The sequence below is a fragment of the Pseudoalteromonas xiamenensis genome (assembly GCF_017638925.1).
Taxonomy (GTDB): Bacteria; Pseudomonadota; Gammaproteobacteria; order Enterobacterales; family Alteromonadaceae; genus Pseudoalteromonas; species Pseudoalteromonas xiamenensis.
The window spans coordinates 540,255-564,062 of sequence record NZ_CP072135.1 but is presented as its reverse complement, the minus strand read 5'-3'; the positions used below and the strand labels follow the sequence as shown (position 1 = coordinate 564,062).

Sequence of the window (23,808 nt, the reverse complement as noted above, 5' to 3'; positions counted from 1 at the left end):
TGAACACGAGGAACTTTAAATGAAAAGAACGATAGTGATCGGGGCTGGATTAGGCGGTATTTCAGTTGCCTATGAGCTTAGAGAAAAACTCCCAAAAGAGCATGAAGTATTGCTCATTGGCGAAGGCAAAGAGTTTCATTTTATCCCGTCAAATCCTTGGGTTGCATTGGGGGAGAGAACACGAGAGCAAGTCGTACTTAATTTAGAACCGTATCTTGCTAAGTACAATGTTCCGTTTGACAGTAGTGGTGTGGCAAATATCAACGCAAAAGAGAACCAGTTAACCAATGGACAAGGTGAGATTTTAACGTATGACTACTTAGTGATTTGCAGCGGACCAAAACTTGCATTTGAAACGATTGAAGGAATTGGGCCTGACGATGGTTTTACGCAATCAATTTGCACAGTCGCACATGCAGAAAAGGCGTACTACGCGTATCTATCGCTCCTTGAAAACCCTGGGCCGGTTCTAGTTGGCGCTGTGCAAGGGGCAAGTTGCTTTGGCCCCGCCTATGAATATATCTTGTCACTTGAAAGTTTACTCAGGAAACACAAAATACGCGACAGAATACCAATGACTTTTGTTACCTCTGAGCCGTATGTCGGTCACATGGGGTTAGGGGGTGTTGGTGACTCAAAGTCACTAATGGAACACGAATTTAGGGAGCGTGGTATAAAATGGATCTGCAACGCCAAAGTTGCAAAATTTGAGGAAAATGTAGCTCATATCGATGAACTAGATAGAAAAGGCCAGATTGAATTTTCGCACGAGCTTCCTTTTAAGATGGCAATGTTTTTACCCCCATTTAAAGGGTCACCTGCAATCGCGCAGGTTCCAGATTTATGTAACCCCAAAGGCTTTGTTCTGACGAATGAATTTCAACAAAGTAACGCCTATCACAACATTTTCGCCGCCGGTGTTTGCGTCGCCATTCCTCCGCTAGAGCAAACACCCGTTCCAGTTGGAGCACCAAAAACAGGATTTATGATTGAATCAATGACGACCGCTATCGTTGAGAATATTTTAAGTCTTGAGCGACAAGAAGAAATGCACACACGACCTACGCTCAATGCAATTTGCTTAGCTGATATGGGCGATAAAGGGGCTGCCTTTATCGCCCTGCCACAAAATCCCCCAAGAAATACTAACTGGACATCTATGGGGAAATGGGTACATGTGGCCAAAATTGCGTTTGAAAAGTACTTTTTGTACAAAGTAAAGCACGGGACGAGTGAACCCATCTACGAGAAATATCTTCTTGGTGCAGTCGGTATTGAACGAGTTAAGAAAGAAGAAAGCTAATTTGAATTTGTAAACTTGTGGAAACGTCTATCTTGTCAGTCAGCAAGTTTTGCTCGCCTACTATCTAGCCGATATGAGTAATAGAAGGCGGCAGAACTTCTGGTAGTTCGTTGTCCCACATTTCTAAGACACTTTCGAAACCATGTCTGGGCCACCAACCTAATTCTCGTTGCGCTAACGATGAGTCGTATATTCGGTCAAGACTTTCAGGTAATGGCCACCCTCGTTGTTGAAATACGTTAGCAAGTTTAGGTGCCTTCTCTTCTATCGTCGCGGCCGCATGGTTTAGTAAATTACAACTATCTGACTGAACAAATGGCGTTTTACCCGAGATTATATACCGTCGAAAGCCGGACAAACGTTTTTCTATTGCATGTCTATGTGCACTGGCAACATCTCTAACATCGATACCACGTGTCATGCGATATACTGCCATTCGGTCTGCAGGTTCAGGGAAACATCGCGACATTTGCAAAACCGTTACCGGTAGATTAAAAACACCTGATATCTTTTGGAGTTTCCTTTCAGCCTCAATTTTACTTGTGTGATAAATCGTTTTCGGTTGCGGCGTAACGTGTTCATTAATCCAACCTGCATGACTCAATGGGGTAGATGCATATCCATACAAGGCCGTTGTACTCGTAAAAACAAAATGCTTAACACCGCATTTAACCCCTTGAAGAGCCAACTGTTCTGTTGCCTCAACATTAATTCGAGTAAATTCAGCGTCACACACTAAACCGACATGGGGCGCGTGGAGTGCTGCTGTATGAACGATAACATCAATGTTTTCTAATGCACCGCCTACAAGCTCTAGATTTTGAACATCCCCAACAATGTCCGTCGTAGAACAAGGCACTCTATCGATACCAATGACATCATGCGATTTCATTAGGTTAATGTAAATTGCACGTCCTACTCTACCTGCTGAACCTGTGATAAGTATTTTCATAGCAACACCCTAGGCTTTTGATACCGTGTAATGGCATCGCTTCATCTGAACAGGAGTTGAGAAGGCTTCACAATACACTATTTAAAAAGAGGGAGCTTAAACTGTAGAAACACCATCAACCTTCTTGTTTTATATCAAAAACAAAAAGGTTGACGTCATTCAGTCGTTTATTACTTAACGCTCGGATGATTGATACCCATCCACGCTTTGAATAGCATCGCTTGACGTTCTGTTGGATTTTCAACTGCTGTAATTACTTTTTCTTTGTCAAAATCTTCTGAAAGCGTCAATGTAGTCGTCATTAATTCATCACGACGAATGAAGTCGACTACCACTTTATCGCCTGGCATAAACACTTCCAACGATGCTTTTAAGCTTTCATGTACCTGTTTTTTATTAAACGCAACGATTTTGTCCTCGCTGGTAAGTCCCGCTTGCCACGCTAAGCTATTTCTTGCTACGTGCGTTAGCGTTAATAGTTGACCGTCAAATTTTGCACTGCCGTCAAATCCAGCTATTGCCTTGGCATCCTCTGGATAGTGGTAAACCAAGCCGACTTTATTGAACAAACCGTCAAAATCTATTATTGCGGGTTTCTCCACATTCTGTTGCCACCAGAGCGAGTAATCGTTGCCACTGACTTGTTTTAAAATGTCCTTAACATCGTCCGCGTTAAAACCTTTTGGCAATTTAAATTGATTGTAGAGTGCTCTATGGACATCTCGATAGCTCACTTTGCCATCACTGTCGTCTAGCAGTTTAATATCAAGCGCCATCGAAACAAGCGAACCTTCAGAATAAATATTTGTCGTAAAGTTCTTGCCGTGATCGCCGCCTTGATTAATCCACTTATCAAGACTCGTTGCTGCAACCGACTGCACTTCCCTACCTGGCGTTTTAAGATGACGATTAACGGATTTAGTTAGGCCTTTCAAAAATTCTTTACTCGTCGAAATTCCGGCATTTAGCAGTAAATAGTCTTCAAAATAACTGGTTGAACCTTCAGAAATCCAAAGTAGGTCGGAATAATTAGGATTTACGTAATCGTAAGGTACTAATCCATCAGGACGGTAGTTTTTTACATTCCACGTATGAATGAATTCATGTGCAGCGGTTGAAATAAAACCTAAGTAGTCTTCACGCTTAGCAAATTTATATCGGGGACGTTGAATTATTGTCGAATTTAAATGCTCAGTCGCACCACCTGCCCCACTCGTCGCGTGCACCATGAAAACATAACGCTCGAAGGGGTATTCATCCCAAATCAAATTACCCGTTTTTACGAGCTTTTTAAGGTCGTCTAGCATGAGCGATTCGTCATAATTACCTTCACCCCAAATCACTAGTTCATATTTCTTACCATCAACATCGAATTTGTGTAACTTATTAATACCCGTTTCAATTGGTGAGTCGATTAAGATGTCGTAATTGTCGGCAACAAACTTATGATTGCTCGGGGATTCCATGCCTGACACCGAACGCCATGTTTTAGGTACGTTTAACTGAACAGAGACGGCTTCCTGCCTAAACGACTCACTAAACATGAAAAAACCCGATGCATCGATAAACGCGTGACTGTCGTCTATGTGACGAGCCTCGGAAGCCCAATTCATTGCCATAAACTTGGTAGGAAAGTTTTACCTCAGTTGGCTCATCTAAATAAACACGCCATGTATTTTTGTCAATTTTGGACCAAGAAAGCTCTGCACCTTTTTTATTCTTCGCACTAAAGAAACGAACACCATTTGCGAGGTCTAAGATTTCATAACGACCTGTGCGCCAATCTGGCAATTGAACATCAATGTGCGCCATGTTGGCTTTTGGCAATGCAACGGTTACATCGGCTAAGTGATGAGTTGGATTAGTGATTGAAAGCGAGTAGTTCACATCCGCGAAAGAGAGCGAGCTAAAAGCCGTAGCCATTGCAAGTGCTGAATATTTAATCGATTTCATGGTATTTACTTAGATTGTTTTTTTCTAACATACCAAAAATTCTATACGCTTTTGTATTTTTTCGCCCAACCACAGCATTTTTAGGACTATTCGCTGGCTAAAAACTTTGTTTCCTGTCAAAGAGGCTTTAATTTTTGCTACCTCGATGCGCAATTTGTTGTAAACTTGACCGTAGTCCAGAGAAACATGTAGTGGTTAATGTTGGTGTCGAACACGCAAGCAAACTTAGAAAAAAGTTAACTCAAGCAATTCAAGCGCGAAAATCCTTAGAAGAAGCACGAAAAGCACAAGTTGAAACATTAACCCAATTCGCTATGCGTCTATCGGTCGGTTGTAAAGGACTAGACGTTTCTTTAGATAATCAATTGGCTAAATTCCGTAGCGCGCTGACAAAAGGTGTCGACTTTGAACACCTAATGCCAATGATTGATCAAATTTCTGGTTTGTTAAAACAACAAGAAGCGTCCTTCGTCACCTCAGAACGTGATCTTGTCAATAGTATCCTTTCAGCGGGTAAACAACTGCAAAAAACGAAAGGCCTTCCTGACGATTCGCGCCGAAATTTACGCCATTTATTGGACCACGAAATCGGTAACGTAAAAGCGCTACGCGACTTCATTCCTTTAATGGAAAAGTTGGTCGATCTGTACCATCAGGCCTTACAAGCGAAATTGAAGGCTGCCGGTTCAGATGGTTCATCGAGTGAAACCGAGCAGTATGTTGAACTCGCACGTGATTTATTGGCCTTATCAAATGAGCTAATGTTTGATGAAGACGTTTCCGACGAAGTCAAAGCCGTAAAAAATGGCATTGCGCTAACTGATTCAGCGGATAAATTACTCGATGCTTCGATTGCGATCATTCGTATTGTCGTTAAAAGCATTGCGCGTGAACGCCAAACTGCGCAAGGTTTTTTGATTTCGTTAAATCAAACACTCGAAGAATTAAATCAATCTATTGTTCAAACAAGTGAGCAATCTAAGAGTGTCAATTCAGCGCTACAAACACTGAATTCTCAAATAGAATCAAAAATTAAAAATCTCTCTAACGCCACTCAGTCAGCAACCTCAATCGTTGAGTTAAAGGCATTAGTTGATGATGAACTCAAATCGCTAAGCAAAGATTTGGTTGAACGCGAACGATTAGAACAACTTGAGAAGTCGGCCCTGATCGCAAGTTTCGAATTTATCAACGAACGCGTTAATCAGCTGGAATCTAAAGTCAACAACTACAAGAAAAGACTGACTGAACAACGATTTAGAAGCCTGTTAGACGGATTAACTAAATTACCTAACCGCGCGGCATTTGACGACAAGTACAATCAAGAATTTCATATCTACTCAACGACTAAATCTGATGTGACTTTGGTCGTCATCGATGTCGACCATTTTAAGTCGATAAATGACAAATATGGCCACAGCGCGGGCGATAAAACTTTACAAGTCATTGCAAGAGCACTAAAAATGTCTATAAGGAAGTCGGATTTTATCGCTCGATATGGTGGTGAGGAGTTTGTACTGTTAATGCCAGGTATGCCGTTGGAAGAGGCAAATGGCCCCTTAGAAAAGATCCGTAAGACCATAAAGAGTATCCCATTTAAGTTTAAGGACAAAGAAGTAGAAATTACCATTTCACTGGGTGCGACTCAGTTGAAAGAAGGAGATACCCCTTTGACTGCTTTCGATAGAGCCGATGATGCGCTTTACGAAGCGAAAAACAGTGGTCGTGATAGGGTTTGTCTCCGCCAATAAAAAGGAGAGTGTCTATGCATGTTCAGCTAAATCCAACCGGAGTATTGAATTTACTTTCTCAGTTGGAAGTGGATTTATTACAGCAATCTTCAACCAGTGAGCGTTATAGACTATTCAGAAATTGTGCTCTTGCCGTGTTAAATGTCGGGAGCCATACTGACTCAAGTTCTGAGATTTATAATAAATATCAAGATTTTGATATTAAACTCATCACCCGCGAACGCGGCCTGAAAATCGAATTAACAAACCCACCAGAAACAGCCTTCGTGGATGGAAGCATTATTACTGGTATCCACGAGCATATCTTCTCAGTCATTCGAGATATGCTTTTCATTTGCCAAAAATACGCGCAAGACATTACCGAAGCAAAAGAAATTACGCACATGGTCTTTGACATGTTGCGAAATGCCAATGCGCTACGTGTCAATACAGATCCGAACATGATCGTATGTTGGGGTGGTCATTCCATTAACGAGATTGAATACAAATACACGAAAGAAGTTGGCTATCAGCTTGGTTTACGCGGTCTAAATATTTGTACTGGGTGTGGGCCTGGTGCAATGAAAGGCCCGATGAAAGGTGCAACCATTGGTCACGCTAAGCAACGTATCACGGACAATCGCTATCTAGGTTTAACTGAACCAAGCATTATTGCGGCCGAGCCGCCGAATCCTATCGTTAATGAGCTTGTGATACTCCCAGATATCGAAAAGCGGCTCGAGGCTTTTATACGTGTTGCTCACGGCATTATTATCTTCCCAGGCGGCGCAGGTACGGCAGAAGAGTTACTTTATTTGCTTGGCATCATGTTACACCCAGAAAATGCGAAGCAAAAGCTTCCCGTTATTCTTACTGGCCCTAAAGAGTCAAAAGCGTATTTCGAAGAACTCGCGAAGTTTATTGAAAAGACGCTAGGTAAAGAAGCATTGGGCAAATTTGAGATCATTGTCGATGACCCAGTCCAAGTGGCTCAAAAACTGAAAGAAGCCATGCCAAAAGTACGGGAATATCGCAAGAACGAAGGTGATGCCTATTACTTCAACTGGACGCTTAAAATTGAACACGAATTTCAAATGCCATTCGCCCCAACCCATGAAAATATGGCCAATCTCGATCTCCATTTAGAGCAAGAGAAACAACAGTTAGCGGCCAATCTTCGACGCGCTTTTTCTGGCATTGTAGCCGGCAACGTGAAGGATGAGGGACTTAGAGCAATCAAGCAATTTGGTCCTTATGAATTACATGGCGATAAAACCTTGATGGTTGAAATGGATAAGTTGCTTCAAGCATTTGTTGAACAAGGAAGAATGAAGTTACCTGGCAGCAAATATATACCTTGTTATAAAATCAATGCATAAACCAAATATCCTGATCATCGATGCGCTTAATTTAATTAGGCGCATCTACGCTGTAGAAGAAAAACACACTCAAGATCCAAAAGCGCTTATCATTGCGTGCAAAGCTCGCGTTCACAAAGCGTGTGCAAGGCTCCTAAAGTTGAAACGCTTTCAATATGCTGTCGCCATATTTGATGGTAGAAATAGCTGGCGCTATCAATACTATCCCAAGTATAAATTCAGTAGAGCGCCAATGCCTGAGATACTAAAGGCAAATTTACAACACGTGGCTTCAGGTTTTGAGCTTGCTGGAATAGCCGTTTATTACCCAGAAAACGACGAAGCGGATGATGTGATTGCTGCGCTCTCAAACAAAGTTACGCAGGTTAACCTTGATAGTACCATTGTGTCTACCAACAAAGGTTTTCTACCATTGCTCACTCAGACAGTGTCTATTTATGATTATTTTCAACAATGTTTTATAGAAGAAGCGCAAGTAGAAAAGAAATTTTCGCTTAATACACAGCAATTGATCGATTTCTTTGCTCTCGTTGGAGACAAAACAAACGACATTCCAGGTGTTAAAGGTATTGGAAAACAAACCGCTCTAACCTTGCTAGCTCAACATGGTTCTGTCGATAATGCCGTCACAGCAGAAACGCTAGAGAGTAAAGTAGCGCAAAAACTACAAAGTGGCATTGATGATTTTATTCTGAGTAAAGCACTTTTAACGCTAAGAACAGATATAGATCTTGGTATAAGCTTGAGGGATTTGCGAATTTCGACTTCGTTAGTCGCAGAGTCCTGATGCAAAATGATTTGTTTGGTATAGTAAATGCGAGAATTTGTGGCTTGTACTAATTATGATTAAAAAGATACTCCAATACGTTTTTCTTGGACTAGCTGTGTATGCGGGCATCGTCATGTTAGTGATCAATTTTTATAAAGACGACCCGAGCGCGATGATTTGGCAAGACCGCGAAGCATTCAATAAGCGTTTTATTGAGAAACTGTCTGTCGACAGCGACATCGTGCTTGATGAAGTATTAGAAACACTTGGTAGCCCTGATTTAACTTACGTTAAAAAAAGCGAAGAGAATGTCATGCAAATCGTTTTTTATCGAACTCAGCTAGTAAAGCCAGACGGCATTACAACACAAGACGAATGCACTGGATTACTGTTTGAGAACGGTAAGCTCACGTTATGGAATCTCGAGCGCAATGATTGCCTATCAAAAAGGTTTTGATCATTAATGAGCGCTTATCCGAACGCTATTTTCCTACAAAAGCTAATCGAGCGAACACACCAACTTCTACGCCTATACTACAACAAAAACCAATGGCATCACATTACGCCTCTACTGGCCCAATTAAGTGATGCTTACATACAGCTCTACTCACAAAATCCAGTCGCACTTCAAGCTCAACTCCAGATTTACATTAAATCTCAAGGTTACACGACTAACATGGTCGTAAACGAAGTGGTTCTTGTCCTCGCAGTGTGTAAACACTTCGGTTATTCAGAGAAAGTGACTGCGGAATTAGTTTCAGCCTGTTTAGCAAACTACTTATGCGTTACCAATGAAAACAACGCGATGGCAAGAAGTGAACCGGTTTCAACCCAAACAAAAAAACAATGGCAATTTAGGCATCATCTCGCCGTAAAATTATTTGAGCGAAGCGGCACTACTACAAATGAAATCACGCATATCTTAATGCGCCTAACGAAATATCAAAAAGCCCTCAACTACCCTGACCTTATTAACCTCTATGACTTTAAAACACTCATCGTTGCGGTTGCCGATTTGATTGCAAGGCGCATTACGCCAAAAAGTTCGAATGAAAAAACCAACCCACTAAAAGACACATTAAAGGAACTGTACTTAAGCGCTGCAAGTGAGAAAGTGCGTACAGTTTTAAAAGCACTGGTTGCAGAGCTTGAATACCCTTTTCCTGGCCAACTCACCCGCTATAAGGGTTATAATGCTTTTTGTTTGAAACATGCAAAAACGCACACCGAACTTTGTGTCGTGAACGACAAAAAGCAGCTCCAAACGATAACAACAGAGCAGCATTTACACTTTAGACAATCAAGTATTCCGCTTGTAGATCCTACGCTTATTTTCGGTATTTGGTTCGCAAGAAAGCAAGTAGACGACATCCGTTCTGAAGAAGCTGAACAACCGAGTGTTATCGAAACTGCTGTAGAACTAGGTCATCATGATTTCGTGAGTTATCAACAAATAGAAAAAGCGCTTTCGTGTCATCCAAATCTTGTTGAACGACTTTTGACAGCCGCACGTCAATACAACAAACAGCAACAAAAAGCAGGCGGGCTAAGGCACAGTTTAACAATGGTGGGACTCGATAATGCCGCGCTTATGTGTCAGCGTGTACTGCTCGAGCAGAGTCTTGAAGACTATGCACATCCATTGATGGCTGAAGTGTTAAGTCGCTATGCCATCACATTAAAAGCGGTGCAAGCCTATACGGCGTTACAAACGACCTATCATTTCGAAGCGATTGCCGGCCCGTTTACCGCATATGTTTATTACTTATTATGCACCTATCAGGATATTAAGTGGCAAATACCGGATGTCGAATTCGAACAAGAGGCCAAACCGCTCAGTTATGCGTATATTTTCGGCATTAGCTCGGTAGATAACAAAACCGTGTGCGAATCAATACAAGCACATTTTTCTTTTAGCGGTGCGCATAAAGCCTTTATTTCCTCAGAACTTTCATCAAAAGACCAGCTAATCGGTTTGTCCAAAGCAATGGTATTCATTAAGCTTGCCGTTTATCGACTTTTAAAACCCGAAGTCCCGTTCTCTGCTTGGCAAAAAGCATTAATCCAAGAACAGCTAAATAGTCTTTCGGTGATTGATTTTGAGCATTTTGTTGGAAAAATCATTGAACAAGCACCTTATAACCCAATCTAATTGCTCATCATTTCTTCAATAGATTGTACTGATAACTAACATAAATAGCATTTATGTCTATTAAGCATTCCAAACTGGAATAAGTATGAATAAATTGCTATAAAACGCGCTTAATTTTTCAAGCGAATCCCAAGCCTACAAACCAGATGCTACACTGATACTTTTATCGTCAGCAGTAGTCGTAGGCGCATTATTGATATAGGAACTAGATATGGCAAAGCAAACCATTACGGTGATCCGTGGCGACGGTATCGGCCCAAGCATCATTGACTCAGCGATCGAAATCTTAAACGCAGCAGGCTGTGACTTTGAGTATGAGTTCGTTGATGCTGGCTTAGCAGCGCTAGAAAAAACGGGCGAGCTTCTTCCAAAAGAAACTTTAGAAGCTATTGAGCGTAACAAGATCACGTTAAAAGGTCCACTTACAACACCTGTTGGCGAAGGTTTTACGTCAATCAACGTAACTTTACGTAAACAATTCAACCTATACGCAAACGTGCGCCCAGTGAAATCGTTTGAAGGCACTAAAGCGCGTTACAACGACATCGACATTATTACTGTTCGCGAAAACACGCAAGGTATGTATTCGGGCCTTGGCCAAGTTGTCTCTGCTGATGGTTCTGAAGCTGAAGCAATGTCAAAGATCACACGTGAAGGCGCTGAAAAGATCGTTACTTTTGCGTATGAACTAGCACGTCGCGAAGGTCGTAAGAAAGTGACAGCAGTGCACAAAGCAAACATTCTTAAGTCAACATCTGGTTTATTTTTGAAAGTTGCGCGCGAAGTTGCAGAGCGTTACCCAGATATCGAATCAGCTGAAATGATCGTTGATGCAACCTGTATGAAACTGGTCATGACGCCTGAAGAATTCGACGTCATCGTAACAACAAACCTGTTCGGCGACATTCTCTCTGACCTTTGTGCAGGCCTTGTAGGTGGTCTAGGTATGGCTCCTGGCGCAAACATTGGTGAAGGCGCGGCGATTTTTGAAGCTGTACACGGTAGTGCTCCTGACATCGCAGGCAAAAACCTTGCAAACCCTACATCAGTAATCCTTGCTTCTATCCAAATGCTTGATTACCTAGGCATGCCAGAAACTGCAGAAAAGATTCGTGCAGCTGTTGCAGATGTAATTAAATCAGGTGATCGTACAACTCGTGACCTCGGTGGTACGCATGGTACAACTGATTTCACACAAGCGGTAATTGAACGCCTTTAATTTGCCGTTTTAGTTGAAAAAAGCCAACGCAATGCGTTGGCTTTTTGTTTTTTGAATAATTTTGCCTTTTGCTATGTTTTAAATAAACTCCTTGCATTATTCCTCCGAAATGCCTGCTACTAAAAAAAATATATGCAACTTCTCTATAACAGGGTTGACATAGAAATCTAAAAAGCATACAAATAGTTCATTACTGAAACAGATTACAATGTCGCCAAAATGAAAAACGTATTCGCTATCGTCAACGTCCTAGTACTGGTCTTAGTCTTAAGTCTAGCGGGGTCGTATTAGATAGCATTTGGCTAAACAACCCCGCAAATTTGCGGGGTTTTTTTTTAACTAAAATCAGTATCTCTGCGTATAGCGGTTAATTGTTGGAAGTGAAGTTCTCTCGAATTGACCACTGATACTCAAAAATTGGCTTTACGCTAATTTGTCAGTGAAAACTCGCATAACGGTGTGAGTATTCGCTGTATCGCAGATGTATTGGCTTCAATCACAACTGAGGAATGAGGATGAACGAGCAATATAATGGCTCTCAATTAGTTGTAAAAGCGCTACAAGCACTCGATGTAAAATACATCTTTGGCTACCCGGGTGGCTCGGTGCTAGATCTTTACGATGCACTTTTTCAACAATCAGAGATAGAGCATATCTTAGTACGTCATGAGCAAGCAGCAACACACATGGCTGACGGTTTCGCACGTAGCACAGGCGAAGTGGGTGTCGTTCTTGCGACATCAGGACCAGGCGCAACAAACTGCGTAACAGGCATCGCGACAGCTTACATGGACTCTATCCCGATGGTTGTGCTCTCAGGCCAAGTTCCTTCAAATCTAATTGGAGACGACGCGTTCCAAGAAACAGATATTGTTGGCTGTTCACGCCCTATCGTAAAACACAGTTTCAATTGTCGCCATGCTGAAGAAATCCCAACTGTACTTGCGAAGGCGTTTTTCTTAGCAAAATCAGGACGTCCTGGACCCGTTGTTGTTGAATTACCGAAAGATATACTTAACCCAGCACAGTTCTTTGATTTCAAAATGCCTGAAAACATTGAAATGCGTACATACAATCCAAATGTTAAAGGCCATCCAAAACAAATTAAAAAGGCTGTAAGTGCGATACTGGGTGCCAAGAAGTTAGTTGTATATTCTGGTGGTGGTATTGTTCTGTCGAATACCTCTTTGCAACTCACGCAGCTTGTTGAATCACTTAACGCGCCATGTACGAATACCTTAATGGGATTGGGTGGGTTAAGTGGCACGCACCCTAATTTTCTCGGCATGCTTGGTATGCATGGTACGTTAGAAGCAAATAAAGCAATGGCCAATGCCGATGTTATTCTAGCGCTTGGCGCACGTTTTGATGATCGAGTTACGAATAACGTACAAAAATTCTGTCCCGATGCCACGATCGTGCATGTTGATGTTGACCCAACATCAATCTCAAAAACTGTAAAGGCACACATTCCTGTTGTTGGTTGTCTAGCGACAGTACTCGAGCAACTACAAAGCGCAATTGACGCATCGAAAGACCGTATCGACCGAAGTGCACAAGAAGATTGGTGGTATCAAATCACCAAATGGCGTGAACAAAACTGCTTAAGCTTTGATGCCTCCGGCGAAAAAATCAAGCCGCAGGAAGTTATCCGCAAGGTTTATGACATTACTAACGGCGAGGCGTACGTTTGTTCCGATGTAGGTCAACACCAAATGTTTGCCGCACAGCACTACCCTTTTAAGAATCCTCGTCAGTGGATTAACTCGGGAGGCCTTGGCACCATGGGCTTTGGTCTACCTGCAGCGATGGGTGTAAAAGTTGCGTTCCCCTCAAGCGAAGTAATCTGCGTAACAGGCGATGGCTCTATTCAAATGAACATTCAAGAGCTCAGCACCTGTTTGCAATATGGCTTAAATGTGAAAATTGTATCACTCAACAACCGTTCGTTAGGAATGGTTAGACAGTGGCAAGACATGCTGTACGGTGGTCGTCATGCCAGTTCCTACATGGAGTCATTACCTGACTTCGTCAAACTAGCAGAAGCCTACGGCCACGTTGGTATTAAAGTCGATACGCGAGACCAACTTGATGAAGCCCTTGAGAGAGCATTCAGCATCAATGACCGATTGGTGTTCTTAGATATTTGTGTCGATGAATCTGAACACGTATATCCAATGCATATAAAGCTAGGCAGCGTTGACGAAATGTGGCTTAAAAAGGGAGTAAAAGCATAATGAAACGTATCTTAGCTATCTTACTTGAAAACGAGCCGGGTGCATTGTCAAGAATTGTTGGTCTGTTTTCACAACGAGCCTATAACATCGATTCATTGACTGTTGGAACAACCGATGACCAAACGCTTTCGCGTATCACCATTACCACTCATGGTGACGACCGAGTGGTTGAACAGATAACCAAACAAGTAAACAAGTTGGTTGATGTATTAAAAGTGCTCGATCTAACTGAAATGCAACACATTGAACGCGAATTACTGTTAGTCAAGGTGTATGCAAGGGATGAGCAAAGCAGAGCCGCAGTAACACGTGTGTGCGATGTGTTTCAGGGTTCAATCATCGACATGGGTAAGCAGAGCTACACTTTACAGATGGTCTCAGGTAAAGACAAAATTGAATCTTTCCTAGATATGTTAAGACACGAAACCGACCTTATTGAGGTGGTTCGAAGTGGAACCGTTGGCATAGGTCGCGGTGATAAAGCACTGAGAAGTTAGACAAAATAAAAGGGGCTTTTAGCCCCTTTTATTTAATTCGAAAGCGTAACTATTATGGGTTAACGCTATCTTTCAAACCTTTACCAGGCTTGAATGAAGGAATGTTTGCTGCAGAGATTTGAATTTCTGCGCCAGTTTGTGGGTTACGACCTGTACGAGCTGCACGCTCTTTAACAGAGAAAGTACCAAAACCAACCAGTGCTACTGCATTCCCATCTTGAAGAGATTTAGTAACAGCACCTGTGAATGCGTCTAATGCACGCGCAGCCGCTGCTTTAGAAATTTCTGCATCCGCCGCCATTTTTTCAACTAGTTGAGCTTTATTCATCGTTTGATTCCTATTCTTTATTTTTATGCCTTAGCAAATCCTATACTTATGCATTTTTACTGCGTTGGCAACTACTAAATGCATCATTTTTAACTTTATCGATGAAATTATCATTCTATGTTTTTGTTTTAGGTAATTATAAATGCAACTCATCGTTTGCTGTTAACATTACTAGTCCCTAAGGCTCAGTTTAAGGGACGTTTGAGCCAATAGAATAAAACAAACCGACCAACTCGTTCCAAACCACAGAACAAACTCAATTCGCTCAAATTGAAGTGTGAGCAGGTTCAAATTTTCCGCTGCTAGGTAGCTGATAGAGCAACCCAGACTCAGCAAAAATAGTTGAGAGAATGTATTCAACTTGAAAATAAACGACAGACTTTCCCGGACTGTGAACACAAAACAAACCCAGAGTAATACAATGTAATCTGGAAGCATCGCGTCGTCATAGCGAAATAAACCTAGAAATGAGAGTGTTTGCTCTACAAGTAACAAAGAAGGTAAAAGGACCACCGTATCTAAACGAGCTTGCCGTTTGTCTCGATTTGATAAATACAGCAATAACGCAATAACTACTAAACACTCAACAGCTTTACCTCGAAATAGCGCGGTTGCCCACCACGCTATTTGAAACAAAATGCCATTAATAGCTAAGCGCATTGAGACAGTCTGATGTTCTAGCGCTCGGTTTTCGTGCGACTAAATGTACGGCACTGGTTGCACGTTGTTTGAATGCGCCTTCACAATAACAAAAATAAAACGTCCAAAGGCGGTAAAAAGATTCATCGAATTTCGTTCTATCCAAGTTAGGCCACGCATTTACAAATCGTTCGTGCCAGTGTTTTAAAGTATGCGCATAATGCAGACCAATATCATGAAGGGCATGTACGACCAAGTTGGTACTTTCACGAATGTGCTTAGTCATTTGTTCAACTGAAGGCAAACAGCCCCCAGGAAAAATATATTGTTGAATAAAGTCAGAGTTTTTCAAGTAATGATCATAACGCTGGTCAGCAATCGTGATCGCTTGGATTAACATTAAACCATTCTCTTTAAGTAGTGCATTACATTTCGTAAAGAATCCCGCAAGATATTCGTGCCCTACAGCTTCAATCATCTCTATTGAAACCAGCTTGTCAAACTTCCCTTCTAGCTCACGATAGTCCTTCTTAAGTAAGGTTATCTTATGCTCGAGATTTTTTTCCGCGACTTTTTCCTTAACATAGCTAAATTGCTCTTCAGATATGGTCGTGGTCGTCACGTACACGCCATAATTTTCAGCCGCGTAGAGTGCTAAAGCCCCCCACCCTGTGCCGATTTCGACGAGTGTTTCGCCTTCTTTTAAATCAAGTCGTTCACAAATTGCGCGCAGTTTATTTTGCTGAGCCTCTTCAAGTGACTCCGTTGGGTGTGAAAAGATTGCGCTCGAATAAAGCATTTCTTCACTTAAAAACGCCGTGTAGAGGTCGTTTCCAAGATCATAATGCGCAGCAATATTTTTCTTCGATTGCGCTTTCGTATTTCGATTCAGGCGATGCTTTACTTTATTTGAAATCGCAGTTAACCAACTAAATTGCTTCTCGAACTCATCTAACACACATTGATTTTTTACGAACAACTCAATTAAGTCTGTTAGTCTATCCGTGTTCCAATAGCCCGCAATATATGCTTCAGCTGCACCAACGCTCCCCCCGAGAGCAAAACTTTTATACATGCGTGGATCAGTAACATCGATAACGACATCCACTGCGTTACTTTGACCAAACTCATAACGATTACCTGCTTCATTGATCACCAGCTTTCCATATTTAAGATTGGAAAACGCCTTATGAACGAGGTGGCGATATACCTTTAAGAGTCCAGACACATTTGTTGAAGCAGTTTGTAATGTCGTAATTTTTTCCATGTTACTTTCCTGGATGAGCGATAAAAGGAACTCGTTTTAAAAACAATCGAAGGGCGTGCCAGTAAATGCCTTTTACAACGCTGAAGGTCATAACTGGGAACATTTTTAATACCTTTCGAATGACAACAGGACTTAGCCTTTCCTTTTTCAGTGTTAACGAAGCGTCGAACACTTTTTGGCTACCACGTTGATTTTTGATGTGGACAAAAACCTTGTTTTCATCGACATTGACCTGCCAGTGGTAATTCATATCTAAATCCATGAAAGGTGATACGTGAAAGTGCTTTTTAAAGTTCACATTTTCTTGCTTTAACGGCACTAAATAGCAATGTCTTTGATTCCATGGTGTATTGGAGACTTCAGCAACCATGTAACGATATTCGCCATCTATCTGGTAAAAAAAGAAATTAACGGGGCTAAAATAAAACCCGAAACACCGAGCCTGACATAGCACGTACGTCTTCTCAATCGCATCATTGATGCCCAAATCTCTCAGTGCCGCAATTGCTCGCTCTGCAAGACACCCGCTGTATCCAACAAGGTAATCCGACTGTTTAAACCGTATTGGGTTGAAGAACTTTGTTCCAATTGCCCAATGAATCTGATTAATAGCCTGTAAATCGTCGAGTTCAATCCATAACATATAGATTGGGTACTTGAATTTATGTTGCGCATGTTCTGTACGAGCGTGGTGCACAGAACCAATACATACCGCACTATTCAAATTCAACTCCCAATAGCAAAGCAACATCAACTGCACTTCTAACACCATCTTCATGGAACCCGTTGTACCAATAGGCTCCACAATAATAGGTGTTTTGCTGACCGTTTATCTCGCTACGCCGAGACTGTGCCAGCAACGACTGTTTATTGAAAACAGGGTGGCTATAATTGAACGTCCTAATAATCTTGCTTTTATCAATTGCACTTTCACCATTCAAGGTGACGCAAAACTGATCTTTCGTTTTAAGGCCCTGTAGAATATTCATTTGGTATGTCACGGACGCAGGGGCGTCTAAGTCATGTGATAATTGATAGTTCCAGCTTGCCCACGCTTTCTTTCTTTTAGGAAGCATGCCAACATCAGTGTGCAGTACCACAGAATTATCTGTGTAGGGAATCCCTTGTAAAATTGATTTTTCTTCTATTGTAGGATCACCTAGCAAGTTCAATGCTTCATCAGAATGACAAGCAAACACAACGTGATCAAACCTGCGCACAACCCCATTTGCAAACGTTAACGCCACGCCTTCATTGGTTCGAGTGACTGCTTTGATAGTAGAATTTAGTTCAACCTTATTTTTTAGTTCACCCAACAACGGCTCAATGTATTGCTTAGAGCCACCAGGGATGACATACCACTGTGGGCGATTTGTTATATCGAGTAAGCCGTGGTTATAGAAAAAACGAATGAAGAAGGCCAACTCAAATTGAGCCATTGCATTTAGACTTGTAGACCAAATTGCCGCCCCCATAGGGAGAATATAATGGCGCTGAAAAAAATCATTAAAATGATGTTTGTCCAGCAATTCTCCCAATGTATTCATGCCACCAAATTGGTCCGTCGAATACATCTCTTTGCACAGCGTATTAAAACGAATAATGTCTTTGAGTAATTTCCAAAACTTGGGTCTAAACAGATTACGTTTTTGAGCAAACAGTGTTGCAAAAGTATGCCCGTTGTATTCAAGCCCCGATTCCATGTTCCGAACGCTGAAGCTCATCTGGGTTTCTTGGCCTTCAATACCAATTCGCTTCAGTAACTTTCTAAAAAGCGGATACGTCCTGTCGTTATAAACGATAAAACCAGTATCCACAGCAACCGATTCACCATTCCATTCAACATCAATTGTCGCAGTGTGACCGCCTATGTATTCGTTTTTTTCAAACAACGTTACATCATATTTTTCTCGTAGACAGTGTGCTGCTGTCATCCCAGAAATACCTGAACCGATGATTGCTATTTTTTTCATTTTTTCATCCTACGTGCCAAACTGCGCCATATGGGCTGAGGTAGCCAAGATAGACACTTCATTATCCATATTAATCGCTTTGGGAATTCGATGGTGTGTTGACCTGCTTCAACTCCTTTGATAATGCGTGTCGCGGCATCTTCTACATCAACAAGAAATGGCATTGGGAAGTCGTTTTTTTGTGTAAGTGGCGTTGCGACAAAACCGGGATGGACCACAGTAACGTCGATGTGTTCAAGCGTAGAATCGAGAGTTTTAGCTAAATACGTCAAGGCGGCTTTTGAAGCGCCATAAGCTTCCGCACGAGGTAATGGCAAAAGCATTGAACTAGAACTCATGATTATCAATTTTCCGCCGTCTTTCAGTTTAGGCATGAGAAACTCTAAGCAATATGCAACTGAAACGAGGTTTGCGCTGATTACACGTTCGAAAAGTGCCGAATCAAATCTTGTTGGATTATCGATGTATTCACACGTCCCTGCGTTTAAAATCAGCCAATCCAGTTTTTCAATGTTTTTAGAGGCGTTCTCAACATCTTCTTTAACACTGACATCGAACGCAAGCGTTGTTACATTTTTGTCGTGCTTAACCGTATCGAGCTTGTTTTGATTTCGCCCGCAAGCGATAACATTGTGTGATTTCGCAAGTCTATTTGTTAATGCGAGTCCAATCCCTGAGGACGCACCTGTAATTAAAATATTCACTGTGAGGCTTTCTTTTTAATGGCTTTGACCACCCAGCCAAGGGCGGGAATGTGCTCATACAACATCTCCCCCAAATCTAGATAATCACGGTGGTAGGAGACCTTTTCGCCTTCGAACACCAAGTGACTGTGCCCGCTGACTAAAATATCCTTGCAGCCATTGAGTTTTTGATGTCGAAAGTTCATCGTCCAATAAAGGAAAACAAATTCTTCTAGTTCGAAGTAGTGCTCGACAACAAAATTGATGTGAACCAAGTTCTGGTAAAGTGACGAGAAATACCCACGCAGTGCATCTAATCCTTCTATGTCATGTATAGGGTCTTGAAAGCGCACATTCCAGTGGTACATGTCGTTCAGTCTATCAAGTTCATGCTTCGACAGCTTATTGTAGTTTTCGACAAATTTCGCCACTCGGTTATCCATTACTCAACCTTAAATGCTAATAAAGCTCGCTCTCTAGCTGCTTTGTGATCGACTATTGGTTTTGGATAATCAATGTCTTTCATCAAGGCTAGGTAGTCATGAGGAAAGTGTATGTATTTATCCGGAACCGCTTGTAATTCAGGAATATATTTACGAATGAAATCGCCTTTGGGATCAAATTTTTCACTTTGTGTTATCGGGTTAAATATTCTGAAATAGGGCTGAGCATCACAACCTGTACTCGCAGCCCACTGCCAACCGCCGTTATTGCTAGCCAGATCTCCATCAATCAAATGACGCATAAAATAATGCTCTCCCCATCGCCAATCGATGAGTAAGTGTTTTGTGAGAAAACTTGCTACGACCATCCGCAGTCTGTTGTGCATCCAGCCAGTTTGGTTCAACTGCCTCATCGCTGCATCGACGAGTGGATAGCCAGTTTTACCTTCGCACCATAACCTAAAGGATTCGTCATCATCTCGCCAGCTAACGTAATCGTACTTATTGTTGAAATTACGATGCTTACAAAGGTGTGGCCACTCAACAATCAAATGTCGGTAAAATTCACGCCAAACCAATTCGTTTATCCAACAAAATTCTGGTCGCCCCGTTTGCTGCAAAATATCAGGAAATTTTGATTGGATTGCACCAAGTAACTGTTTTACAGACACGATCCCAAGCGCAAGGTAAGGGCTTAATCCAGATGTTCCTTTTATCGCAGGAAAATCTCGCTTTTCTTTGTAGGTTACCAATTTCTCGTCAATAAAGGCTTCCGTAATCATTCGCAGGGTTTGGTCGTCTATCGGCCATTTCGCTGACGTCCCATCTGACATCAAAGTATCAGGAGTAGCCCAGTTTATAGGGTTCTCAGAAAGCGGCCAGACATTGTAAATTGCATGAAAGTCAAAATTAGCCTTAAGCCATGCGTTTTTGAATGGCGTGAATACTTTGAACATTTCGCCAGAACCTGTACGAATTGACCCTGGTTTTGCAATCACATCACCATCGAATAACCGAAATCCGACACCTCCGCTTTCCAAAGCATGCGCAATAGATTTATCCCTTGCTCGCTCATTGATTTCATATTCAGCGTTGGCATAAACCTGTTTGAATTTGTGTTGTTCTACCAAACTACAAAGAGAGGTGATTTGATCTGAGAACAAAGGCGCTTCAATAACATGCAACGAAATACCATATTGCGCGAGCATTTTTCCAAGTTCAGCAACGCGGCGCAGTGCCATGTCTATTTGAATTGGCGCTGCGTCATGGATTTCCCACTGTTTTTTACTTACAAAAAAAAGCGCGTCTCGCGCGCCTGATTGAACCGCTTCGATAAGCGCCTCGTTTCCGTAGAGTCTCAAATCTCTACGAAACCAAAACAAAGCTTTCATTAAATTCCAAACCTTAATTTCAATTCATTTGGATAAGGAGAGAAGTAGACCTGATCTTTTAGATACTCAAGGTCATGAATACGAGTGTGGTGACTCAGGAGGGTCAACGGCACATAAAGAGGTACATTGCCAATACGGTACTGTTCTATCGCTTCGCACAACTCTTGCTTTTCGAGCTTACTAAGCAGCTTCTTGAAATACCCCTGCAAGTGCATCAGCGTGTTGGTTTGCGCTTTGCGTGTCGCAGGTTTCGCAAGCGCATTCATCAACCCCGCAATGTACTCTTTCGATACGCTCTCTAGTGCCTCTTTACTACAGTCACCGAGTAAACGTCCCAGTTCTTTATAAGCTTGGTATTTATGGCTCATTAGCAAATATTTGTGTTTTGCATGAAATGTGGTCACGTTATGAAGTGTCAGTCCCTCTTTAACAAGCGTTTTCCATGCATGGTATACAAAGACTCGCATGACGAAATTTTCTCGTAAATGGGCATCATTCAATCGCCCATTTTCCTCGCACGGTAATAGTGGGTCGCTGTCCATGATAGATTTCGCAAACACGCCAACACCATCGTAGGTGGCCCATGTTGCAGTTTCGTTGTATACCTTTACGCGCTCCATTCCACAGCTCGGACTTTTGGCACAAAATACGTAGCCACTTAAATCATCGAGATGATTAGCTGCGACCGTTTGGCCGTAATCGTAGAGCTTCGAGGCTACGTCGTTACTGCCATCAACATGACATACTTTAATCGTCTCCCCAACTTGTACCTGACGGATGACCGGTCGCGGAATCGACATGCCAATTGCAACTTCTGGGCAAAATGGGACATATTCAACGTGCTGGCCAAGTTCGTTCATACAAAAATCAGATCGTTTATGTTGGCTGTCAAAACGTACTTTTTGGCCAGTCAAACAAGCGCTAATTCCTATTTTTATCACGCTCACCTCGTTAGTAAATTAAATTACCAATTGGATTAAGTAATTTACTCAACCCTTTATTGAAGTGTAGCTGCGCACTTACAACTGTAAAACACAAGCACCCTTCCTTCGTTTTCGGCGTGTGGGTATGGTGACCGTCGAGCATAATAAAATCACCCGGTACATAATCACCATCTTCATCACCAAAATCACCATCTAACAGCAATGTAACTTCAAAGCCAGTATGTGTGTGGTTTGGGATTTCACCACCAGCGCCGATATGCAATAAGCTCGCCCTCAGCGTTCCATCTTCAACTGTGTAACGCGAACGACCAATCTTGCCCAAATTCAAGAATTCTGTACGTTCTATACACGAAAGCGCACGAGGAAGTATAATCTCCTTACGCTGATACATGATGGTTTCAGCAACCGTGTCGACCGTTTGTGCGAACGTATCATCTGCCGTAATGTCGTCAAACATTGCTGCAAACGCCGAATCGACTAAAATCTCTTCTTCACCACCTAAACTTTCTTCGCCGAGTGATTGTTCCAGCTGAGTTAGCTTTTGCTGACAACACTCACATAATTCGATGTGAGCCGAAACCGCCATCGATAATGTCACAGACAGAGAACCTTCCGCGAAGGCAAAGAGTAAAGCGTCAGTCGGATGATGTTTAATCATGATTCCCTCCAAGCTCAATACGTAGCTTTTGTAAAGCGAGTCGAAGTCGGGATTTAACAGTACCAAGGGGTATATTCAATTGTTCAGCCAACTGCTCTTGCGATAAATCTTGAAAATATACACCCCATAGAATTTCTTTCTGAGCTTGAGGCAATGTATCAATGAAACGCTTAATTCGCTTATCTTCAAGATGGTCTAGATGTTCAAGAGCCGAGTTTTTCGGCTCTTGAAGTAATGGCCAGAGTTCTTCACTTAGATGGTCTTCTTTCGTACTCTTCATTTTTCGAAGTGTATCAAACGAGGCGTTTCGCATTACGGTGTACACCCACGTTGTCGCCGCGCCTTTTGAAGGGTGATAAAGGTGCGCTTTTTTCCACACTGACGTCATCGTGTCTTGCACTAGCTCCATTGCCAAAGCTTCGGGTCTCAATTGCTTAATACCGAAGCGTTTTATCTTCGGTGCAAAATAATCAAAGAGCTTAGCGAACGCTTTTTTGTCACGTGATTCAGACACAGCGACAAGCGCCTCACTTAGCGCTTGCGTAGGGGTTTCTGATACCAAAGTCGATTTCCTAGATTCAAACGTATCTACAGAAAAACTGGTCCTAATTTCCATCGGTGTTAGCCCTATTCTCAACATATCGAGATATACGGACAAAGCACTTTTTCAGATCAGTTTGGATTGATTAAAGTATGAAGGAAATCTCTAATTTGTTCAAAGTGTTGAAGATGCAGCGTATTTTCTTTTTGCTTGATTGACACCGGCAATATTTCAAGCCAGCGACTTGCAACCCATACAGGATCGCTGTATTGCTTAGACGGATACAGAGCACTGAGTTCTGGGTTTGCGGCATGAACGCGTTTGAGCGCTTCACGCAAATGTTCATCAATGCCCTCATCATTATTTTCGTCGATATTCCAAAGTGGACTTTCAATTCGAGCAACCCGCCCTTGCCTTAAATTATCCGCATCAACCCACACTTCTTCGATATTGACTAAACACTCAGCCACAACATCGATGAGTAACTGGCCGCTTTCATCTTGATTAAAATCGACAATATTGACATAGGCACCTCGTTTCGGAACATTATGTATGGTGTCTTTTTGATACACACACAACACGAAGCCACAATTATTCTTTAATACGTGCTTCACCATCGACAAATAGCGTGGTTCAAATATTCTCAATCGTGTTACGCCACCCGGTAACAGGAAAATGGGCAGTGGAAATAACGCTCTAATCATTGTGCCTATGAGCTTTAATTAATCATGCCGATACTTACGTTATCGG

General features: G+C 42.0%; 22 protein-coding genes and 1 pseudogene. 9 read left to right on the top strand and 14 right to left on the bottom strand.

Features of this window, described 5'->3' with window-relative positions; genetic code table 11:
• The first annotated feature begins 19 nt into the window (after positions 1-19).
• Positions 20-1,303 (top strand): NAD(P)/FAD-dependent oxidoreductase, encoded by a 1,284-nt coding sequence (locus J5O05_RS20255; RefSeq protein ID WP_208844761.1) that lies wholly within the window; start codon positions 20-22, stop codon positions 1,301-1,303.
• A gap of 64 nt (positions 1,304-1,367) precedes the next feature.
• On the opposite strand, the gene J5O05_RS20250 is transcribed toward J5O05_RS20255, so the two are convergent.
• Positions 1,368-2,255, bottom strand: coding sequence for an NAD-dependent epimerase/dehydratase family protein (locus J5O05_RS20250; RefSeq protein ID WP_208844760.1), 888 nt, complete (start codon positions 2,253-2,255; stop codon positions 1,368-1,370).
• A gap of 170 nt (positions 2,256-2,425) precedes the next feature.
• Positions 2,426-4,208, bottom strand: a pseudogene (locus J5O05_RS20245) (M61 family metallopeptidase).
• Positions 4,209-4,399: 191 nt separating this feature from the next.
• Here J5O05_RS20245 and J5O05_RS20240 point away from each other — a divergent pair.
• The 8 genes from J5O05_RS20240 (at position 4,400) to ilvN (ending at position 14,191) form a co-directional block, all read left to right on the top strand.
• Entirely contained in the window at positions 4,400-5,959 is a 1,560-nt protein-coding gene (locus tag J5O05_RS20240; protein WP_244370112.1) for a GGDEF domain-containing protein, read from the top strand.
• Positions 5,960-5,973: 14 nt separating this feature from the next.
• Positions 5,974-7,317 (top strand): nucleotide 5'-monophosphate nucleosidase PpnN, encoded by a 1,344-nt coding sequence (gene ppnN / locus J5O05_RS20235; RefSeq protein WP_208844759.1) that lies wholly within the window; start codon positions 5,974-5,976, stop codon positions 7,315-7,317.
• A complete protein-coding gene (gene xni / locus J5O05_RS20230) occupies positions 7,310-8,104 on the top strand; it encodes a flap endonuclease Xni (RefSeq protein ID WP_208844758.1) in 795 nt (264 codons plus the stop codon). Before ppnN ends, xni begins: the two co-directional genes overlap by 8 nt.
• A 55-nt stretch (positions 8,105-8,159) precedes the next feature.
• Positions 8,160-8,543, top strand: a complete 384-nt coding sequence (locus J5O05_RS20225) for a DUF3192 domain-containing protein (protein ID WP_208844757.1) — start codon at positions 8,160-8,162, stop codon at positions 8,541-8,543.
• A 6-nt stretch (positions 8,544-8,549) separates the two neighbouring features.
• Positions 8,550-10,238, top strand: a complete 1,689-nt coding sequence (locus J5O05_RS20220; RefSeq protein WP_208844756.1) for a hypothetical protein — start codon at positions 8,550-8,552, stop codon at positions 10,236-10,238.
• Positions 10,239-10,449: 211 nt separating this feature from the next.
• Positions 10,450-11,457, top strand: a complete 1,008-nt coding sequence (locus J5O05_RS20215; protein ID WP_208844755.1) for an isocitrate dehydrogenase — start codon at positions 10,450-10,452, stop codon at positions 11,455-11,457.
• Between the two features lie 515 nt (positions 11,458-11,972).
• The gene (locus J5O05_RS20210; RefSeq protein ID WP_208844754.1) at positions 11,973-13,694 is read left to right on the top strand and encodes an acetolactate synthase 3 large subunit; all 1,722 of its coding nucleotides are present in this window, start codon (positions 11,973-11,975) and stop codon (positions 13,692-13,694) included.
• Entirely contained in the window at positions 13,694-14,191 is a 498-nt protein-coding gene (ilvN, locus tag J5O05_RS20205) for an acetolactate synthase small subunit (protein ID WP_208844753.1), read from the top strand. The genes J5O05_RS20210 and ilvN overlap by 1 nt, the downstream gene beginning before the upstream one ends.
• A gap of 52 nt (positions 14,192-14,243) precedes the next feature.
• Here the strand turns inward: ilvN and J5O05_RS20200 are convergent, their stop codons facing one another.
• The 12 genes from J5O05_RS20200 to J5O05_RS20145 form a co-directional block, all read right to left on the bottom strand.
• Positions 14,244-14,519, bottom strand: coding sequence for an HU family DNA-binding protein (locus J5O05_RS20200; protein WP_208844752.1), 276 nt, complete (start codon positions 14,517-14,519; stop codon positions 14,244-14,246).
• Positions 14,520-14,690: 171 nt separating this feature from the next.
• Entirely contained in the window at positions 14,691-15,179 is a 489-nt protein-coding gene (locus tag J5O05_RS20195) for a DUF2878 family protein (protein WP_208844751.1), read from the bottom strand.
• Positions 15,163-16,425: an SAM-dependent methyltransferase gene (locus J5O05_RS20190; RefSeq protein ID WP_208844750.1), complete on the bottom strand. Its 1,263-nt coding sequence runs from the start codon at positions 16,423-16,425 to the stop codon at positions 15,163-15,165. The genes J5O05_RS20195 and J5O05_RS20190 overlap by 17 nt, the downstream gene beginning before the upstream one ends.
• Before the next feature lies 1 nt (position 16,426).
• Positions 16,427-17,203 (bottom strand): DUF1365 domain-containing protein, encoded by a 777-nt coding sequence (locus tag J5O05_RS20185; RefSeq protein WP_244370110.1) that lies wholly within the window; start codon positions 17,201-17,203, stop codon positions 16,427-16,429.
• Positions 17,142-18,398: an NAD(P)/FAD-dependent oxidoreductase gene (locus tag J5O05_RS20180; RefSeq protein WP_208844749.1), complete on the bottom strand. Its 1,257-nt coding sequence runs from the start codon at positions 18,396-18,398 to the stop codon at positions 17,142-17,144. The genes J5O05_RS20185 and J5O05_RS20180 overlap by 62 nt, the downstream gene beginning before the upstream one ends.
• Positions 18,395-19,102 carry an SDR family NAD(P)-dependent oxidoreductase gene (locus J5O05_RS20175; RefSeq protein ID WP_208844748.1) on the bottom strand — a complete coding sequence of 236 codons (708 nt, stop codon included), beginning with the start codon at positions 19,100-19,102 and terminating at the stop codon, positions 18,395-18,397. Before J5O05_RS20175 ends, J5O05_RS20180 begins: the two co-directional genes overlap by 4 nt.
• The gene (locus tag J5O05_RS20170; protein ID WP_208844747.1) at positions 19,099-19,524 is read right to left on the bottom strand and encodes a nuclear transport factor 2 family protein; all 426 of its coding nucleotides are present in this window, start codon (positions 19,522-19,524) and stop codon (positions 19,099-19,101) included. The genes J5O05_RS20175 and J5O05_RS20170 overlap by 4 nt, the downstream gene beginning before the upstream one ends.
• Entirely contained in the window at positions 19,524-20,915 is a 1,392-nt protein-coding gene (phrB, locus tag J5O05_RS20165; RefSeq protein WP_208844746.1) for a deoxyribodipyrimidine photo-lyase, read from the bottom strand. The genes J5O05_RS20170 and phrB overlap by 1 nt, the downstream gene beginning before the upstream one ends.
• Positions 20,915-21,862 carry a YbgA family protein gene (locus J5O05_RS20160; protein ID WP_244370108.1) on the bottom strand — a complete coding sequence of 316 codons (948 nt, stop codon included), beginning with the start codon at positions 21,860-21,862 and terminating at the stop codon, positions 20,915-20,917. Before J5O05_RS20160 ends, phrB begins: the two co-directional genes overlap by 1 nt.
• Positions 21,863-21,866: 4 nt before the next feature.
• On the bottom strand, positions 21,867-22,517 hold the full coding sequence (locus tag J5O05_RS20155; RefSeq protein WP_208844744.1) for a ChrR family anti-sigma-E factor: 651 nt from the start codon (positions 22,515-22,517) through the stop codon (positions 21,867-21,869).
• A complete protein-coding gene (locus J5O05_RS20150; protein WP_208844743.1) occupies positions 22,510-23,133 on the bottom strand; it encodes a sigma-70 family RNA polymerase sigma factor in 624 nt (207 codons plus the stop codon). Before J5O05_RS20150 ends, J5O05_RS20155 begins: the two co-directional genes overlap by 8 nt.
• Positions 23,134-23,189: 56 nt before the next feature.
• On the bottom strand, positions 23,190-23,762 hold the full coding sequence (locus J5O05_RS20145; protein ID WP_208844742.1) for an LON peptidase substrate-binding domain-containing protein: 573 nt from the start codon (positions 23,760-23,762) through the stop codon (positions 23,190-23,192).
• Positions 23,763-23,808: the final 46 nt, after the last annotated feature.

Bases quoted from the DNA above. Each gene is read 5' to 3' on its own strand.
- J5O05_RS20170 (WP_208844747.1), bottom strand. From the start codon at position 19,524: ATGGATAACCGAGTGGCGAAATTTGTCGAAAACTACAATAAGCTGTCG.
- J5O05_RS20220 (WP_208844756.1), top strand. From the start codon at position 8,550: ATGAGCGCTTATCCGAACGCTATTTTCCTACAAAAGCTAATCGAGCGA.
- J5O05_RS20250 (WP_208844760.1), bottom strand. From the start codon at position 2,255: ATGAAAATACTTATCACAGGTTCAGCAGGTAGAGTAGGACGTGCAATT.
- ilvN (WP_208844753.1), top strand. From the start codon at position 13,694: ATGAAACGTATCTTAGCTATCTTACTTGAAAACGAGCCGGGTGCATTG.
- J5O05_RS20195 (WP_208844751.1), bottom strand. From the start codon at position 15,179: ATGCGCTTAGCTATTAATGGCATTTTGTTTCAAATAGCGTGGTGGGCA.
- J5O05_RS20200 (WP_208844752.1), bottom strand. From the start codon at position 14,519: ATGAATAAAGCTCAACTAGTTGAAAAAATGGCGGCGGATGCAGAAATT.
- J5O05_RS20255 (WP_208844761.1), top strand. From the start codon at position 20: ATGAAAAGAACGATAGTGATCGGGGCTGGATTAGGCGGTATTTCAGTT.
- J5O05_RS20155 (WP_208844744.1), bottom strand. From the start codon at position 22,517: ATGATTAAACATCATCCGACTGACGCTTTACTCTTTGCCTTCGCGGAA.
- J5O05_RS20190 (WP_208844750.1), bottom strand. From the start codon at position 16,425: ATGGAAAAAATTACGACATTACAAACTGCTTCAACAAATGTGTCTGGA.
- J5O05_RS20215 (WP_208844755.1), top strand. From the start codon at position 10,450: ATGGCAAAGCAAACCATTACGGTGATCCGTGGCGACGGTATCGGCCCA.
- ppnN (WP_208844759.1), top strand. From the start codon at position 5,974: ATGCATGTTCAGCTAAATCCAACCGGAGTATTGAATTTACTTTCTCAG.
- J5O05_RS20210 (WP_208844754.1), top strand. From the start codon at position 11,973: ATGAACGAGCAATATAATGGCTCTCAATTAGTTGTAAAAGCGCTACAA.
- J5O05_RS20180 (WP_208844749.1), bottom strand. From the start codon at position 18,398: ATGAAAAAAATAGCAATCATCGGTTCAGGTATTTCTGGGATGACAGCA.
- J5O05_RS20225 (WP_208844757.1), top strand. From the start codon at position 8,160: ATGATTAAAAAGATACTCCAATACGTTTTTCTTGGACTAGCTGTGTAT.
- phrB (WP_208844746.1), bottom strand. From the start codon at position 20,915: ATGAAAGCTTTGTTTTGGTTTCGTAGAGATTTGAGACTCTACGGAAAC.
- xni (WP_208844758.1), top strand. From the start codon at position 7,310: ATGCATAAACCAAATATCCTGATCATCGATGCGCTTAATTTAATTAGG.
- J5O05_RS20150 (WP_208844743.1), bottom strand. From the start codon at position 23,133: ATGGAAATTAGGACCAGTTTTTCTGTAGATACGTTTGAATCTAGGAAA.
- J5O05_RS20185 (WP_244370110.1), bottom strand. From the start codon at position 17,203: ATGAAGATGGTGTTAGAAGTGCAGTTGATGTTGCTTTGCTATTGGGAG.
- J5O05_RS20145 (WP_208844742.1), bottom strand. From the start codon at position 23,762: ATGATTAGAGCGTTATTTCCACTGCCCATTTTCCTGTTACCGGGTGGC.